Below are 14404 nucleotides of genomic sequence, written 5' to 3' on the forward strand. Positions count from 1 at the left end.
CACTCACGGCGGATTTTCGGCCGATTTGCCGCCCCCAGTGCACGTTCGGCGCGGGACCGCGAACGCTAGGCGGTCTGCGCGGACAGCTTCCGATACTCCAGGACGGTGTCGATGATCCCGTAGTCCTTGGCCTCTTCGGCGGTCAGGATCTTGTCCCGGTCGGTGTCCTTGCGGATCGTCGCGGCGTCCTTGCCCGTGTGGCGGGCCAGGGTCGTCTCCATCAGGGTGCGCATCCGCTCGATCTCGGCGGCCTGGATCTCCAGGTCGGAGAACTGGCCCTGGATCACGCCCTGCAGGGACGGCTGGTGGATCAGCACCCGGGCGTTGGGCAGCGCCATCCGCTTGCCGGGCGTCCCGGCGGCCAGCAACACCGCCGCGGCGGAGGCGGCCTGGCCGAGGCACACCGTCTGGATGTCGGCGCGCACGTACTGCATGGTGTCGTAAATCGCCATCAGCGAGGTGAATCCGCCGCCGGGCGAGTTGATGTACATGGTGATGTCGCGGTCGGGGTCCAGGGACTCCAACACCAGCAGCTGCGCCATGATGTCGTTCGCCGAGGCGTCGTCGACCTGGACGCCGAGGAAGATGATGCGCTCCTCGAACAGCTTGTTGTACGGGTTGGACTCCTTGACGCCGAAGCTGGAGTGCTCGATGAACGACGGCAGGATGTACCGCGCCTGGGGCTGAATTTCGTTATTCACTGGGCTTCTCCATTGGTGATGCTTGCGGCGCGGGTGATGATGTGGTCGACGAACCCGTATTCCAGGGCCTCCTGCGCGGTGAACCAGCGGTCGCGGTCGGAGTCCGCCTCGATGCGCTCGATCGACTGGCCGGTGAATTCGGCGTTGAGGCGGAACATCTCTTTTTTGATGACGTGGAACTGCTCGGCCTGGATCGCGATGTCGGCCGCGCTACCGGTCACCCCGCCCAGCGGCTGGTGCATCAGGATGCGCGCGTGCGGCAGCGCGTAACGCTTGCCCTTGGTGCCGGCCGCGAGGAGGAACTCGCCCATCGAGGCGGCCATCCCCATCGCGTAGGTGGCGATGTCGCAGGGCGCCAGCACCATGGTGTCGTAGATCGCCATGCCGGCGCTGATCGATCCGCCCGGGGAGTTGATGTACAGCGAGATGTCCTTGTCGGCGTCCTCCGCGGCGAGCAGCAGGATCTGCGCGCACAGCCGGTTGGCGACCTCGTCGTTCACCTCCGAGCCCAGGAAGATGATGCGCTCGGAGAGCAAGCGCTCATAGACCGAGTCCGTGAGGTTGAGCCCCTGCGAGGGCGAACGCATGTCAGACACGACTGGGTTACCTGCTTTCTTTCAGTTCTTCTATGCACCGACCCTAACCAACCGGGCCCACTGTTTCGCGGCCACGCTCCCCCTCAATTGGGCGCTTTCGCTCACAGCGTCAAGACGGTCACTCGTCGTCGGAAGCCTCGGCCTCGTCGGCCTCGTCGGCCTCGTCGGCACGCTTGCCGAAGAACTCGCTGGTGTCGATGGTGTTCCCGTCGCTGTCGGTCACCGTCGCCGCCCGCACCACCTCGGCGATGGCCAGCCCGCGCCGCACGTCGGCGAACATCGCCGGCAGCTGGTTGTTCTCCTGCAGGTAACCCAGCAGCTGCTGCGGCTCGATGCCGTACTGGCGGGACGTCATCACCAGGCGTTCGGTCAGGTCGTCCTGGCCGACCTGGACCTGCAGCTCGTCGGCCAGCGCGTCCAGCAGCAGCTGCCGCTTGACGTCGGACTCCGCGGCGCTGCGCGTCTCGGTCTCGAACTCTTCGCGGGTCTTGCCCTGTCCGGCGAGCGCCTCGTCGAGCTTGGCGTCGTCGTGGTCGAGCCCGTGCAGCGCGCCGTGAATGGTGCTGTCGTACTGGGCCTGGACGATCGCCTCCGGCAGCGGCACGTCGACCTGCTCGAGGAGGGTGTCCAGCGCGGCGTTGCGGATCTCGTCGGCCTGCTGCGCCCGCTTGAGCCGCTCGACCTGGTCGCGCAGATTGGACCGCAGCTCGTCGATGGTGTCGAACTCGCTGGCCAGTTGGGCGAACTCGTCGTCGGGCTCGGGCAGCTCGCGTTGCTTGATCGACTTCACCGTGACGGTCACCTGAGCGTCTTGCCCGGCGTGTTCGCCGGCCGCCAGCTTCGCGGTGAACTCCCGGGACTCATCGACGGACAGGCCGACCAGGGCGTCGTCGAGTCCGGCGATGAGCCGGCCCGAGCCGACCTCGTGGGACAGCCCCTCCGCGGAGGCCCCCGGCACCTCTTCCCCGTCGATGGTGGCGGCCAAGTCGATCGAGACGAAGTCCCCGGTGGCAACGGGCCGGTCGACGCCGGTCAGGGTGCCGAACCGGGCGCGCAGCGACTCCAGCTCGGCGTCGACGTCCTCGTCGCTGACCTCGATCGGGTCCACCGAGATCTTCAGCGAGCTCAAATCCGGGAGCTCGATCTTGGGGCGCACGTCGACCTCGGCGGTGAACGCCAGCTCCTCCCCGTACTCCTTCTTGGTCACCTCGATCTCGGGCTGGCCGAGGGGCTGCACTTCCGACTCCACGACCGCCTGCCCGTACCGCGCGGGCAGCGCCTCGTTGACGACCTGGTCCAGCAGCGCCTCCCGGCCGAACCGCGCCTCCAGCAACTTCGCCGGCGCCTTGCCGGGGCGGAAGCCGGGCAGGCGCACCTGCTTGGCCAGCTCCTGGTAGGCGCGCTGGAAATCGGGCTCGAGTTCGGCGAACGGCACCTCCACGTTGATGCGTACCCGGGTGGGGCTCAGCTGCTCGACAGTGCTCTTCACGGACGTGCTCCTCGGTGGTCGTTCCTGGCGTTCGGTGGGCCGTATGCGTGCGGCGCGGGGTCGCGCTGGTCGGGGTGACAGGATTTGAACCTGCGGCCTTCCGCTCCCAAAGCGGATGCGCTACCAAGCTGCGCTACACCCCGCGCTGACCTCGATGATCCTAAGGCCCCGGGAGGCCGGGCCGGCCACAGGCTTCGCGGCGTCCTCGCCCGCCCTCACGGAGCGATCACAAGACCGCGTCGATTAGATTTGATCTTCGTCGACAGCTACAGTCACGCTCGACTAACACATGCGGGCGTAGCTCAATGGTAGAGCCCTAGTCTTCCAAACTAGCTACGCGGGTTCGATTCCCGTCGCCCGCTCGGGGTGAGGATCAACTCCCAGAGAAAGGCGCCATGAGCGACGTCAAAATCGATGGCTCATGCGCGTCGGCCTTCGTTGGAGTGCGCGACGCGTTCGAGCGCAATTTCACGCTGGGTGATGAAGTCGGGGCTGCCGTCGCGGTGTGGGTGGACGGGACCCTCGTCGTCAACCTCTGGGGCGGCTGGGCTGACGCCGCCCGCACCCGGCCCTGGCGGGAGAACACGCTGACCACGGTGTTGTCCGGCACCAAGGGCCTGTCGGCCACCTGCGTCCACCAACTGGCCGACCGCGGCGAGCTCGACCTGAACGCCCCGGTGGCCCGCTACTGGCCCGAGTTCGGGCAGGCCGGCAAACAGGACATCACGCTGGCCATGGTGATGAGCCACCGCTCCGGCGTGATCGGGCCCCGCACCCGGCTGCGCTGGGAAGACGTCGCCGACTGGGACTTCGTCTGCGCGCAGCTGGCCGCCGCCGAACCCTACTGGGAGCCGGGCACGGCCCAGGGCTATCACATGACCACCTTCGGCTTCATCCTCGGCGAGGTGTTCCGCCGGGTCACCGGCCGGACCATCGGCCAGTACCTGCGCACCGAGATCGCCGAGCCGCTCGGCGCCGACGTCCACATCGGGCTGTCGCTGGCCGACCAACGCCGCTGCGCCGACCGGGTCAACAAGCCGCACGCCCGCGACCTGCTGGCCGACGCGCAGGCCCCCGGCTACCCCGCCGGGCTGGCCGAGCACCCGAAGGCGGGGCTGTCGATCTCGATGGGGTTCGCCCCCGACGACGAGCTGGGCTCGCACGACCTGCGGCTGTGGCGCGAACTCGAGTTTCCCGGGACGAACGGGCAGGTGTCGGCCCTGGGGTTGGCGACGTTCTACAACGCGCTCGCCCAGGAGAAGATCCTCAGCCGCGAGCACATGGACCTGGTGCGGGAGTGCCAGGGCGGCTCGGAAAGCGATCTGGTGTTGGGGCCGCGGGTCGCCGATCACGGCTGGGGCCTGGGCTACATGCTCAACAGGCGGTGCGTCAACGGGCCCAACCCGCGGATATTCGGCCACGGCGGCTTGGGCGGCTCCTTCGGCTTCGTCGATCTCGAACACCGGATCGGCTACGCGTACGTGATGAACCGCTTCGACGCGACCAAGGCCAACGCGGACCCGCGCAGCCTGGCGCTCAGCAACGAGGTCTACGCGGCGCTGGGCGTCATCTAGTCCCGGCTTGGGGCCGCGTCATTTCTGGCAGGTCGGGCACCAGAACACGTTTCGGCCTTCGAGCACGGTGGTGCGGATCGTGTCTCCGCAGACCCGGCAGGCGTCTCCGGCGCGCCGGTAGACGTACGTCCGGGGCCGCCCGGCCCGGTACGACGGCGGCCCGTGGTCGTGCTCGGGCCGCACCACGATGATCTTGCCGCGGCGGAAACCGACCTTCATCAGCGCGACCAGGTCGGTCCACGCCGCGTCGAATTCGGCTTGGCCGATGTCGCGGCCCGGCCGGAACGGGTCGATGTTGTGGCGGTACAGCAGCTCGTTGCGGTAGACGTTGCCCACGCCGGCGACGATGGTCTGATCCATCAGAAGCGCCCCAATCGGTCTGCGCGACTTGGTGATTCGATTCCACGCCCAGGCCGGATCGGCGTCGTTGCGCAGCGGGTCGGGACCGAGCTTGGCCAGCACGTCGGAAACCTGGCCCTCGTCGATCACCTCGCACACGGTCGGCCCGCGCAGGTCCGTGCCGTAGTCGGCGCCGACCATCCGCATCCGCACCTGCCCCACCGGCTCCGGCACGAGCGCACCCTCACGGGGCCATTCGGTGAAGGCCCCGTAGAGGCCCAGGTGCACGTGCACGATCGGGCCGCCGGCGTAGTGATGGAACAGGTGCTTCCCCCACACGCTGGTGCGGCGCAGCACGCGGCCGTCCACCACGGCCGAGTCGGCGAAACGACCCTGCGGGCTCGACACCGCAACGGGCGCACCGCCGAACCGGCGCTGGTGCAGCCGGGCCAGGCGGTGCAGAGTATGCCCTTCGGGCATGGCTTACGCCGGCGCGCCGGGCACCGGTGGCGCCTGGTGGGTGCGTTCGTACTCGGCGAGAATGTCGATACGCCGTTGGTGGCGTTCGGCTTTCGACCACTGCGCGCTCAGGAAGGCGTCCACGATGGCCAGCGCCTCCTCGACGGTGTGCATGCGTCCGCCGATCCCGATCAACTGGGCGTCGTTGTGTTCGCGCGCCAACGTGGCCGTCTCCACGCTCCAGGCCAGCGCGCAGCGTGCGCCCGGCACCTTGTTGGCCGCGATCTGCTCGCCGTTGCCCGACCCGCCCAGCACGATGCCGAGGCTGTCCGGGTCGGCCACCGTGCGTGTGGCGGCGGCGATGCAGAACGCCGGGTAGTCGTCCTCGGCGTCGTAGCCGAAGGCGCCGCAATCGATCGGCTCGTGCCCGGCCGCTTCGAGGTGGGCGACGATGTGCTGCTTGAGCTCGAATCCGGCGTGGTCAGAGCCGAGGTAGACGCGCATGCCCGCAATCCTTACACGGGCTGATCGTCAGTCGAATTCGGGCTTCTCGGTGCGGGTTCGCTTCAGCTCGAAGAAGTGCGGGTACGACGCGAACGTCACCGACGCGTCCCACAGCTTGCCGGCCTCCTCGCCGCGCGGGATCTTCGAGAGCACCGGCCCGAAGAACGCCACACCGTTGACGTGGATGGTCGGCGTGCCAACGTCGTCGCCGACGGCGTCCATGCCGGCGTGGTGGCTCTTGCGCAGGGCGTCGTCGTAGGCCTCGCTGTGCGCGGCCTCGGCGAGCTCGGCGGGCAGGCCGGCATCGGCCAGCGACAGCTTGATGACCTCGTCGAGGTTCTTGTTGTCCTCGTTGTGAATCCGGGTGCCCATGGCGGTGTACAGCGGGGCCAGCGCTTCGGCGCCGTGCGCCTGCTCCGCGGCGATCGCCACCCGCACGGGTCCCCAGGCGTGCTTCATCATTTCGCGGTACTTGTCGGGTAGGCCTTCGCGGTTCTCGTTGAGGATGGCCAGGCTCATGACGTGGAAGTGCACGTCGATGTCGCGAACCTTCTCCACCTCGAGGATCCAGCGCGAGGTGATCCAACACCACGGGCACAGCGGATCGAACCAGAAGTCGGCTTGGTCTTTCCCGGCAGCCTTGTCAGGCATAGCGAAGTCCTCTCGTCGGTCAACACACCGTCCAGCACAACCGTAGGCGCCGCGCCCCTGTTCCCGCACCGCTCGAGATTGGAGCCGGGCACGTAAGTTGGACGGGTGGCCCTTCCTAATCTCACCCGGGACCAGGCCGTCGAACGCGCCGCCCTGATCACCGTCGACAGCTACCAGATCGACCTCGACGTCACCGACGGGAACGGCGCGCCCGGCGAACGCACGTTCCGGTCCACGACCACGGTGGTGTTCGACGCGCTTCCCGGCGCCGACACCTACATCGACCTCGCCGCCGAGACCGTGCGCGCGGCCACCCTCAACGGTCACGAGCTCGACGTCTCCGGTTACGACGAATCGGCGGGCATCCCGCTGCCCGGCCTGACGAAACGCAACGTCCTCGTCGTCGACGCGGACTGCCGCTACTCCAACACCGGCGAGGGCTTGCACCGCTTCGTCGACCCGGTCGACGACGAAACGTACCTCTACTCGCAGTTCGAGACCGCGGACGCCAAGCGCATGTTCGCCTGCTTCGACCAACCCGACCTCAAGGCCACGTTCGACGTGCGGGTGACCGCGCCCAGGCACTGGAAGGTGATCTCCAACGGCGCACCCCAGTCCGTTGAGGACTCGGACGAGGCCAGGGTGCACACCTTCGCCACCACCCCGCGGATGAGCACCTACCTGGTGGCGCTGATCGCCGGCCCGTACGCCGAGTGGAAGGACAGCTACACCGACGAACACGGGGAGATCCCCCTGGGCATCTTCTGCCGGGAATCGTTGGCGCGCCACATGGACGCCGAGCGGCTGTTCACCCAGACGAAGCAGGGATTTGGCTTCTACCACAAGAACTTTGGCCTGCCGTACGCGTTCGGTAAGTACGATCAGCTGTTCGTCCCCGAATTCAACGCCGGCGCAATGGAAAACGCGGGCGCGGTGACGTTCCTGGAGGACTACGTCTTTCGCAGCAAGGTCACCCGGGCCTCTTACGAGCGGCGCGCCGAGACCGTGCTGCACGAGATGGCGCACATGTGGTTCGGCGACCTGGTCACGATGAGCTGGTGGGACGACCTGTGGCTCAACGAGTCGTTCGCGACGTTCGCGTCGGTGCTGTGCCAGGCCGAGGCCACCGAATTCACCGAGGCCTGGACGACTTTCGCGACGGTCGAGAAGTCGTGGGCGTACCGCCAGGACCAACTGCCCTCAACGCATCCGATCGCCGCGGACATCCCCGACCTGGCCGCGGTCGAGGTGAACTTCGACGGCATCACCTACGCCAAGGGCGCCTCGGTGCTCAAGCAGCTCGTCGCCTACGTCGGCCTCGAACACTTCCTGGCCGGGCTGCGGGACTACTTCCGCGCGCACGCCTTCGGCAACGCCACGTTCAGCGACCTGGTCGCCGCGCTGGAGAAGGCGTCGGGCCGGGATCTGTCCGACTGGGGCCAGCAGTGGCTGAAGACGACCGGATTGAACACGCTGCGACCGGATTTCGACGTCGACGCCCCAGGCGCTGAGGGCAGGTTCACCCGATTCGCGGTGACGCAGAGCGGGGCCGCCCCGGGGGCCGGCGAGACGCGGGTGCACCGGCTGGCGATCGGCATCTATGACGACGACGGCGCCGGCAAGCTGGTGCGCGTGCGGCGCGAGGAACTCGACGTCGAAGGTCCGGTCACGGAAGTGCCTGCGCTGGTTGGTGTTTCGCGTGGGAAGCTGGTGTTGGTCAACGACGACGACCTGACGTACTGCTCGCTGCGGCTGGACGGCGAGTCGCTGCAGACCGCGCTGACGCGAATCGCCGACATCGCCGAACCGCTGCCGCGCTCGCTGGTGTGGTCGGCGGCGTGGGAGATGACGCGCGAGGCCGAACTGCGGGCCCGCGACTTCGTGGCCCTGGTCTCGGGCGGGGTGCACGCCGAGAGCGAGGTCGGTGTGGCGCAGCGGCTGCTGCTGCAAGCGCAGACGGCGCTGGCCTCCTACGCCGAGCCGGGCTGGGCGCGCGAGCACGGGTGGCCGGAGTTCGCCGACCGGGTGCTCGAGCTGGCGCGCGGGGCGCAGCCCGGCTCGGATCACCAGCTCGCGTTCGTCAACACCCTGTGCTCGTCGGTGCTGTCGACCCGGCACGTGGTGGCGTTGGCCGACCTGCTCGACCACGACCCGGCCGACCTGGGGTTGCCCGGCCTCGAGATCGACACCGATTTGCGGTGGCGCATCGTGACGGCGCTCGCCGGCGCGGGCGAGGTCGACGCCGACGGGCCGGCGACACCCTTCATCGACGCGGAAGTGCAACGCGACCCCACCGCCGCCGGCAAGCGGCACGGCGCCCAGGCCGCGACGGCACGGCCGCAAGCGCAGGTCAAGGAAGAGGCCTGGACGACGGTGATCGAAGACGACACCCTGGCCAACATCACGGCCCGCGCCATCATCGCGGGCTTCGCCCCGCCCGGGCAGCGGGACTTGCTCGACCCGTTCACCGACCGCTACTTCGAGGCGATACCCGGCGTCTGGGCGCGGCGGTCCAGCGAAGTCGCGCAAACGGTGGTGATCGGCCTCTACCCGCACTGGAACATCAGCGAGGCCGGTATCGCGGCAGCGGACAAGTTCCTGTCCGACCCGGAGGTGCCGCCGGCGCTGCGGCGGCTGGTGCTGGAAGGCCAGGCCGGCGTGAAGCGGGCCCTGCGGGCCCGCAAGTTCGACGCCGACTAGGCCGGGGAGATCCCCGCGCTCATCACCCGGATCGCGCTGACCAGACCGTCCACCAGGTCGCCCCGCGCGAACGCCGACGACGCGGCGGCGACCCCGAGCGGCGCGGACGACTCGGCGCCCCGGCCGCGAACCTGCGAGCCGTAGACCACCTCGATGACCTTCTGATCCGGCGAGACCGCCAGCAGCACGGCATCGTCGGGCGTCGGCACCTGGGCCAGGATCTCGCGGGCCCGGGCGGCGGTGTCGCTGCCCAGGTCGCCGAGGTAGATGGCGAACCGCGCCTTGGAAGCGCGCGAGCCGAACTTCAGCGCGTCGTCGATGGCGACGAGGTCCTTGATCGAGAACGGGTAGTGGACCGACAGCTCGCCGGGTTCGGTGACCCCGGAAATCCGCCCGCTCGTCGTGATGACGAACCCGTTGGGCAGCTCGCCGGGCTCGATCGTCGCTACGTCACCACGTGCCACTTGCGCCACCTCCGACTGCGAATTCTTCTCCGCCGTGCCCACCGTGCGCGTGGCCGACGTCTTCGTCCGTGGCCGCCCACAGGATCGGCGCGTGCGTCCACTTGTCCGGCAGTTTGTAGGCGGCCGGATGCGGTCCCTTGTGGGACCAGATCAGCACCGCCAGCACGGCCACCAGCAGCAACGGTATCCCGATGAAGTACAGGTGAATCTGCAAAAGGCTCACGACGGAAACCGTATCCCACCCGGTGATCCGTCGGCACACTCGGACGCGACATGTCGCCCGATCACCGACGCTAGGCCGCGCCTTCGCCGAGGTAGCGCGCCCAGGCCGGATCGAGCTCCTTGACCGTCGACAGCAGCCGCCAGTGCTGCCCCGTGGGGGGCAGCGGCGTCCGGCGCAGCGCCCAGCCGAGTTCGGTGAGCAGCTTGTCGCCCTTGCGGTGATTGCACGTCGAGCAGCACGCGACGCAGTTCTCCCACGAGTGGTCACCGCCGCGGCTGCGCGGCACCACGTGGTCGACGGTGTCGGCCTTCGCCCCGCAGTAGGCGCACGAGAACCGGTCCCGGTGCATCAGAGCGGCCCGGGTCATCGGAACCCGGGCCCGGTAGGGGACGCGCACATAGGTTCGCAACTGAATCACCGAGGGGACCACGATCGAGCTGGTGGCCGAGTGGATCACCGGCCCGGCCGGGTCGTGGTGGACCACGTCGGCCTTCCCGCAGATCACCATCACGATGGCCCGCCGCATCGGCAGGGCGGTCAACGGCTCGTACGTGGAATTCAGCAGCAGGACCCGCCGGCGACTCCACAGCGATGCGCCGTCTTGGCGGCTGGGGGGATGCGTATCGACGCTATGCAGGCATGACGCGGTTGGGGGCCCGGTTAACCCTGCCGCGGCACCGGAACTGCGGTGGCTGCGGCGTCTTTTGCCCTGCGCCATAGATCCTCCGCGGATAGTCCACCATGATTCGTCGCCAATCGCACCCCTATTGCAGGTGAACGGCATGTCGCCCGGGTGAACAGCGGGAGTGCCGTCGGCCCGGCTCAGCCCGATGCGGCCGCGATGGACCACAATGGAGGCAATGGATTCCGAGCCACAGTCCTTCTATGACGCCGTCGGCGGTGCCGACACCTTTCAGGCGATCGTGTCCCGCTTCTACGCGCTGGTCGCCGAGGACGAGATCCTGCGCCAGCTGTACCCCGAGGACGACCTGGCGGGCGCCGAGGAACGGTTGCGGATGTTCCTCGAGCAGTACTGGGGCGGTCCGCGCACCTACTCCGACCGGCGGGGTCATCCCCGGTTGCGAATGCGTCACATGCCCTTCCGGATCACCCCCATCGAGCGCGACGCCTGGCTGCGCTGCATGCACATCGCGGTCGGCTCGATCGACTCCGCAACCCTCGACGACGAGCACCGAAGCCAGTTGCTCGATTACCTGGAAATGGCTGCCCACTCGCTGGTCAACGCAGCCTTGTGATGTCGGCCCACGAAACTGAGCGGGGTGGAATGGACTCCAAGCCGTGGTGGTCAAGCGCGGTGTTCTATCAGGTGTACCCACGGTCGTTCGCCGACAGCACCGGCGACGGCGTCGGCGACCTGGACGGTGTGACGGCCCGGCTGGACCATCTGGAACGGCTGGGCGTCGACGCGATCTGGCTCAACCCGGTCACCGTGTCGCCGATGGCCGACCACGGCTACGACGTCGCCGATCCGCGGGACATCGACCCGCTGTTCGGTGGGATGGCGGCGTTCGAGCGACTGGTGGCGGCCGCCCACGCCCGCGGCATCAAGATCACGATGGATGTGGTGCCCAACCACAGCAGCTCGGCGCACCCGTGGTTTCAGGCCGCGCTGGCGGCCGGTCCCGGCACCGATGCCCGCGAGCGCTACTTCTTCCGCGACGGCCGCGGCGCGCAGGGCGAGCTGCCGCCGAACAACTGGACGTCGGTGTTCGGCGGGCCGGCGTGGACGCGGATCGTCGAACCCGACGGCAATCCCGGCCAGTGGTACCTGCATCTGTTCGATGCCGAGCAACCCGATCTCAACTGGGAGCACCCGGACATCTTCGACGACTTCGAGAAGACGCTGCGCTTCTGGCTGGAACGTGGCGTCGACGGTTTCCGGATCGACGTGGCGCACGGCATGGCCAAGCCGTCCGACCTGCCCGACGCGACGGACGACATCAAGGTGCTCAGCCACAGCGACGACGACCCCCGCTTCAACCATCCGAGCGTGCATGAGATCCATCGCGGCATCCGCACGATCGTCGACGACTACCCGGGAGCGGTGACCATCGGCGAGGTGTGGGTGATGGACAACGCCCGGTGGGCCGAGTACCTACGCCCCGACGAACTGCATCTCGGCTTCAACTTCCGGCTGACGAAGATCGACTTCGACGCCACCCAAGTCCACGACGCGATCGACAACTCGCTGGCGGCCACGGCACTGGAAAACGCAACGCCCACTTGGACGTTGTCCAATCACGACGTGGGACGGGAGGTCACCCGCTACGGCGGCGGCGAGGTCGGGCTGCGGCGGGCACGGGCGATGGCGATGGTGATGCTGGCGCTGCCGGGCGCGGTGTTCATCTACAACGGCGAGGAGCTGGGGCTGCCCGACGTGGAGTTGCCCGACGAGGTGCTGCAGGACCCGACGTGGGAACGCTCCGGGCACACCGAGCGCGGCCGCGACCGGTGCCGCGTCCCGATGCCGTGGTCGGGCGACGCTCCTCCGTTCGGCTTCTCGTCCTCGCCCGACACCTGGCTGCCGATGCCGAAGGAATGGGCGGCGCTGACCGTCGAGAGGCAGGTCGCGGACCCCGAGTCGACCTTTGCGTTCTTCGTCCACCTCATCAAGGTGCGCAAGGAGCGCACCGAATTCGACGGTGAGCAAATCGAATGGCTGGACGCGCCCCCCGATGCGCTGACCTTCCGGCGCCGCGGCGGCGGCGGTGTGTGCGCACTGAATGCCGGCCGCCGACCGATCCCACTGCCACCGGGGGAGCTCATCGTGGCCAGCGCTCCGCTGGTCGATGGCAAACTCGCACCGGACGCCGCTGCCTGGCTGGCCTGAGCGGTCAAAGATACGGCGGAGCAGTCGGTTTCGCGCGCCTTCCGGGTGTCGCTCACGAGGACCTATACCCCATGGGGGTACTGTCGTGCATGACCGAGATCGAGCACACCGGCGAGAGGCGGGTTGGTGGATAACACGTTGCGGTGGGTGGTGACGGTGCTCTTCGCCGTCAGCTTCGCGGCATACGCGTATTTCCTTGTCGCCCAACGCCGCTGCTGGACCGGCGTCGTCAGCCAGGTGCTCCACCTCGCCATGTCCGCCGTGATGATCTTCATGGCCTGGGGTGTGGGGATGACCTTTCCGACCGTCGTCGCGACGTTGGGTTTCCTGCTCGGTGGCGCCTGGTTCTTCGGCATCGCCGGGCATCCGCGCCGGGCGGTCGATGGCCGGCTGACGAACTACTACTACGCCGTGATGATGGTCGCGATGGCGTGGATGTACGGCGCGATGAACGGCAGCCTGTCGGGCGGGTCCGCTGACTCGGACGGCCACGCGATGGACATGGCCGCGCCCGCGCCGCACCATCACATGCCGACGGCCGCACCGGGCTGGGTCACCGTCGTGAACTGGACCGCGGCCCTGGGGTTCGCCGCGGTGGCGATCTACTGGGCGTACCGGTGGGCGGCCGGACGGTGGACGAACCTGATGCCGCGCGCCGTTCGGCTGACCCACGCGCAGATCGTGACCCAGACGGTCACCGCCGCGGGCACCGCGCTGATGTTCGCCGACATCGCCTGAGCGGATGTCGCGGTCGCTCCTCTATACCTAGTACATGGCGACCTACGCGTGGACAGTCATCGGAGCCGGACCCGCGGGAATGGCCGCGGTGGGACGGCTGCTCGATCGGGGCGTACCGCCGGACAAGATCGCCTGGATCGATCCCGCCTTCACCGCGGGAGACTTGGGCGGCAAATGGCGGTCGGTGTCCAGCAACACCATTGCCGGGACCTTCATGAGTTTCCTGAATGGCGCTGCGGCGTTTCGGTTCTCGCAGGCACCGCCCTTCCCCCTGGCCGAAGTCGATCCGGAGGAGACCTGTGCGCTCGCCCTGGTCGCCGACCCGTTGGTGTGGGTCACCGAGCACCTGCGCGACCGGGTGCATGTCTTCCAGACGACGGCCACCACCTTGGTCCTGCGGCGACGGCGGTGGTGGATCGAAACGCGGGACACGGAATTGACCTCCGACAACGTGATCCTCGCCGTCGGCGCGGTACCCAAGGGCCTCGACTACCCGCTCGACGAGATTCCGGTCGAGGTCGCCCTCGACGCCGACAGGCTCGCCGAGGTGCCTCTCGAAGGTGCGACGGTCGCGGTCTTCGGGTCCTCGCACTCGTCGATGATCGCGCTGCCGCACCTGCTGCGGCTTCCGGTCGACCGCGTGATCAACTTCTACCGCAGCCCGCTGAAATACGCCGTCTACCTGGATGATTGGATCCTGTTCGACGACACCGGCCTCAAGGGGCGGGCCGCCGAATGGGCCCGCGAGAACATCGACGGGGTCCATCCGGACAAGCTGGAGAGGTGCTGGGTTTCCGCCCCGGAATTCGACGAGAAGGTCGCCGAGTGCGACCACGTCGTCTACACCGTCGGTTTCGAACGGCGGCAGCTGCCCGAGACGCCGCAGTGGGGCCCGCTGGAGTACAACCGGATGAACGGAATCATGGCGCCCGGCCTGTTCGGGCTGGGCATCGCCTTCCCCGAGTACGCCGAAGACCCCTACGGCTACGGGCAATACCGCGTCGGCCTGAAGAAGTTCATGGACTACCTGGACGCGGTTCTGCCGCTGTGGATGGTCTACGGCACCTGACGAAGAAGCCCGGATGCCCGCCATTTGACTCACCGAGATTTAGAAG

At 68.2% G+C, this 14404-nt stretch carries 15 protein-coding genes and 2 tRNA genes; 7 read left to right on the forward strand and 10 right to left on the reverse strand.

Annotation, left to right across the window (positions count from 1 at the left end; genetic code table 11):
* Window positions 1-65: 65 nt before the first annotated feature.
* From clpP2 to A5702_RS21785, 4 genes are all read right to left on the reverse strand, one after another.
* A complete protein-coding gene (gene clpP2 / locus A5702_RS21770; RefSeq protein ID WP_055400130.1) occupies window positions 66-701 on the reverse strand; it encodes an ATP-dependent CLP protease proteolytic subunit ClpP2 in 636 nt (211 codons plus the stop codon).
* Window positions 698-1288: an ATP-dependent CLP protease proteolytic subunit ClpP1 gene (clpP1, locus tag A5702_RS21775; protein ID WP_055400132.1), complete on the reverse strand. Its 591-nt coding sequence runs from the start codon at window positions 1286-1288 to the stop codon at window positions 698-700. Before clpP1 ends, clpP2 begins: the two co-directional genes overlap by 4 nt.
* Before the next feature lie 127 nt (window positions 1289-1415).
* A complete protein-coding gene (tig, locus tag A5702_RS21780) occupies window positions 1416-2786 on the reverse strand; it encodes a trigger factor (protein ID WP_068223675.1) in 1371 nt (456 codons plus the stop codon).
* Window positions 2787-2852: 66 nt separating this feature from the next.
* Window positions 2853-2929 (reverse strand) — tRNA-Pro (locus tag A5702_RS21785).
* A gap of 148 nt (window positions 2930-3077) precedes the next feature.
* Here A5702_RS21785 and A5702_RS21790 point away from each other — a divergent pair.
* Both A5702_RS21790 and A5702_RS21795 read left to right on the forward strand, forming a co-directional pair.
* Window positions 3078-3148: transfer RNA gene (locus A5702_RS21790), tRNA-Gly, on the forward strand.
* Window positions 3149-3181: 33 nt separating this feature from the next.
* Complete coding sequence (locus tag A5702_RS21795; RefSeq protein WP_068223678.1) at window positions 3182-4360, forward strand: serine hydrolase domain-containing protein; 1179 nt, start codon at window positions 3182-3184, stop codon at window positions 4358-4360.
* Between the two features lie 18 nt (window positions 4361-4378).
* Here A5702_RS21795 and A5702_RS21800 read toward each other — a convergent pair whose 3' ends face one another.
* The 3 genes from A5702_RS21800 to A5702_RS21810 are packed head-to-tail and all read right to left on the reverse strand — an operon-like array spanning window position 4379 to window position 6313.
* Window positions 4379-5179: an Fpg/Nei family DNA glycosylase gene (locus A5702_RS21800; RefSeq protein ID WP_055400138.1), complete on the reverse strand. Its 801-nt coding sequence runs from the start codon at window positions 5177-5179 to the stop codon at window positions 4379-4381.
* Between the two features lie 3 nt (window positions 5180-5182).
* Window positions 5183-5662 carry a ribose-5-phosphate isomerase gene (locus A5702_RS21805; RefSeq protein WP_055400140.1) on the reverse strand — a complete coding sequence of 160 codons (480 nt, stop codon included), beginning with the start codon at window positions 5660-5662 and terminating at the stop codon, window positions 5183-5185.
* Between the two features lie 27 nt (window positions 5663-5689).
* Window positions 5690-6313 (reverse strand): DsbA family protein, encoded by a 624-nt coding sequence (locus A5702_RS21810; RefSeq protein ID WP_055400142.1) that lies wholly within the window; start codon window positions 6311-6313, stop codon window positions 5690-5692.
* Window positions 6314-6418: 105 nt separating this feature from the next.
* Here A5702_RS21810 and pepN point away from each other — a divergent pair, with 105 nt between their 5' ends.
* Window positions 6419-9013: an aminopeptidase N gene (pepN, locus tag A5702_RS21815; protein WP_068223681.1), complete on the forward strand. Its 2595-nt coding sequence runs from the start codon at window positions 6419-6421 to the stop codon at window positions 9011-9013.
* Here the strand turns inward: pepN and A5702_RS21820 are convergent.
* The 3 genes from A5702_RS21820 to A5702_RS21830 all read right to left on the reverse strand — a co-directional run bounded on the left by A5702_RS21820 (window position 9010) and on the right by A5702_RS21830 (window position 10418).
* On the reverse strand, window positions 9010-9477 hold the full coding sequence (locus A5702_RS21820) for a DUF5130 domain-containing protein (RefSeq protein WP_055400146.1): 468 nt from the start codon (window positions 9475-9477) through the stop codon (window positions 9010-9012). The two genes, pepN and A5702_RS21820, sit on opposite strands and share 4 nt — an antisense overlap.
* Entirely contained in the window at window positions 9464-9691 is a 228-nt protein-coding gene (locus A5702_RS21825) for a hypothetical protein (protein WP_068223720.1), read from the reverse strand. The genes A5702_RS21820 and A5702_RS21825 overlap by 14 nt, the downstream gene beginning before the upstream one ends.
* Before the next feature lie 79 nt (window positions 9692-9770).
* A complete protein-coding gene (locus A5702_RS21830; RefSeq protein ID WP_055400147.1) occupies window positions 9771-10418 on the reverse strand; it encodes an HNH endonuclease in 648 nt (215 codons plus the stop codon).
* A 142-nt stretch (window positions 10419-10560) separates the two neighbouring features.
* Between A5702_RS21830 and A5702_RS21835 the strand changes: the two genes are divergently transcribed.
* The 4 genes from A5702_RS21835 (at window position 10561) to A5702_RS21850 (ending at window position 14358) form a co-directional block, all read left to right on the forward strand.
* Window positions 10561-10956, forward strand: a complete 396-nt coding sequence (locus tag A5702_RS21835; RefSeq protein WP_068223723.1) for a globin — start codon at window positions 10561-10563, stop codon at window positions 10954-10956.
* Window positions 10956-12551, forward strand: coding sequence for a glycoside hydrolase family 13 protein (locus A5702_RS21840; protein WP_156669709.1), 1596 nt, complete (start codon window positions 10956-10958; stop codon window positions 12549-12551). The genes A5702_RS21835 and A5702_RS21840 overlap by 1 nt, the downstream gene beginning before the upstream one ends.
* A 126-nt stretch (window positions 12552-12677) precedes the next feature.
* Complete coding sequence (locus tag A5702_RS21845) at window positions 12678-13289, forward strand: DUF5134 domain-containing protein (RefSeq protein WP_156669710.1); 612 nt, start codon at window positions 12678-12680, stop codon at window positions 13287-13289.
* A 34-nt stretch (window positions 13290-13323) separates the two neighbouring features.
* A complete protein-coding gene (locus A5702_RS21850; RefSeq protein WP_068223689.1) occupies window positions 13324-14358 on the forward strand; it encodes an FAD/NAD(P)-binding protein in 1035 nt (344 codons plus the stop codon).
* The last annotated feature ends 46 nt before the right edge of the window (window positions 14359-14404 follow it).

This window comes from Mycobacterium sp. E3339, assembly GCF_001666915.1.
Classification (GTDB): Bacteria; Actinomycetota; Actinomycetes; order Mycobacteriales; family Mycobacteriaceae; genus Mycobacterium.

Bases quoted from the DNA above. Each gene is read 5' to 3' on its own strand.
- clpP1 (WP_055400132.1), bottom strand. From the start codon at position 1,288: ATGCGTTCGCCCTCGCAGGGGCTCAACCTCACGGACTCGGTCTATGAG.
- A5702_RS21795 (WP_068223678.1), top strand. From the start codon at position 3,182: ATGAGCGACGTCAAAATCGATGGCTCATGCGCGTCGGCCTTCGTTGGA.
- A5702_RS21800 (WP_055400138.1), bottom strand. From the start codon at position 5,179: ATGCCCGAAGGGCATACTCTGCACCGCCTGGCCCGGCTGCACCAGCGC.
- A5702_RS21805 (WP_055400140.1), bottom strand. From the start codon at position 5,662: ATGCGCGTCTACCTCGGCTCTGACCACGCCGGATTCGAGCTCAAGCAG.
- A5702_RS21810 (WP_055400142.1), bottom strand. From the start codon at position 6,313: ATGCCTGACAAGGCTGCCGGGAAAGACCAAGCCGACTTCTGGTTCGAT.
- A5702_RS21830 (WP_055400147.1), bottom strand. From the start codon at position 10,418: ATGGCGCAGGGCAAAAGACGCCGCAGCCACCGCAGTTCCGGTGCCGCG.
- A5702_RS21835 (WP_068223723.1), top strand. From the start codon at position 10,561: ATGGATTCCGAGCCACAGTCCTTCTATGACGCCGTCGGCGGTGCCGAC.
- A5702_RS21840 (WP_156669709.1), top strand. From the start codon at position 10,956: ATGTCGGCCCACGAAACTGAGCGGGGTGGAATGGACTCCAAGCCGTGG.
- A5702_RS21850 (WP_068223689.1), top strand. From the start codon at position 13,324: ATGGCGACCTACGCGTGGACAGTCATCGGAGCCGGACCCGCGGGAATG.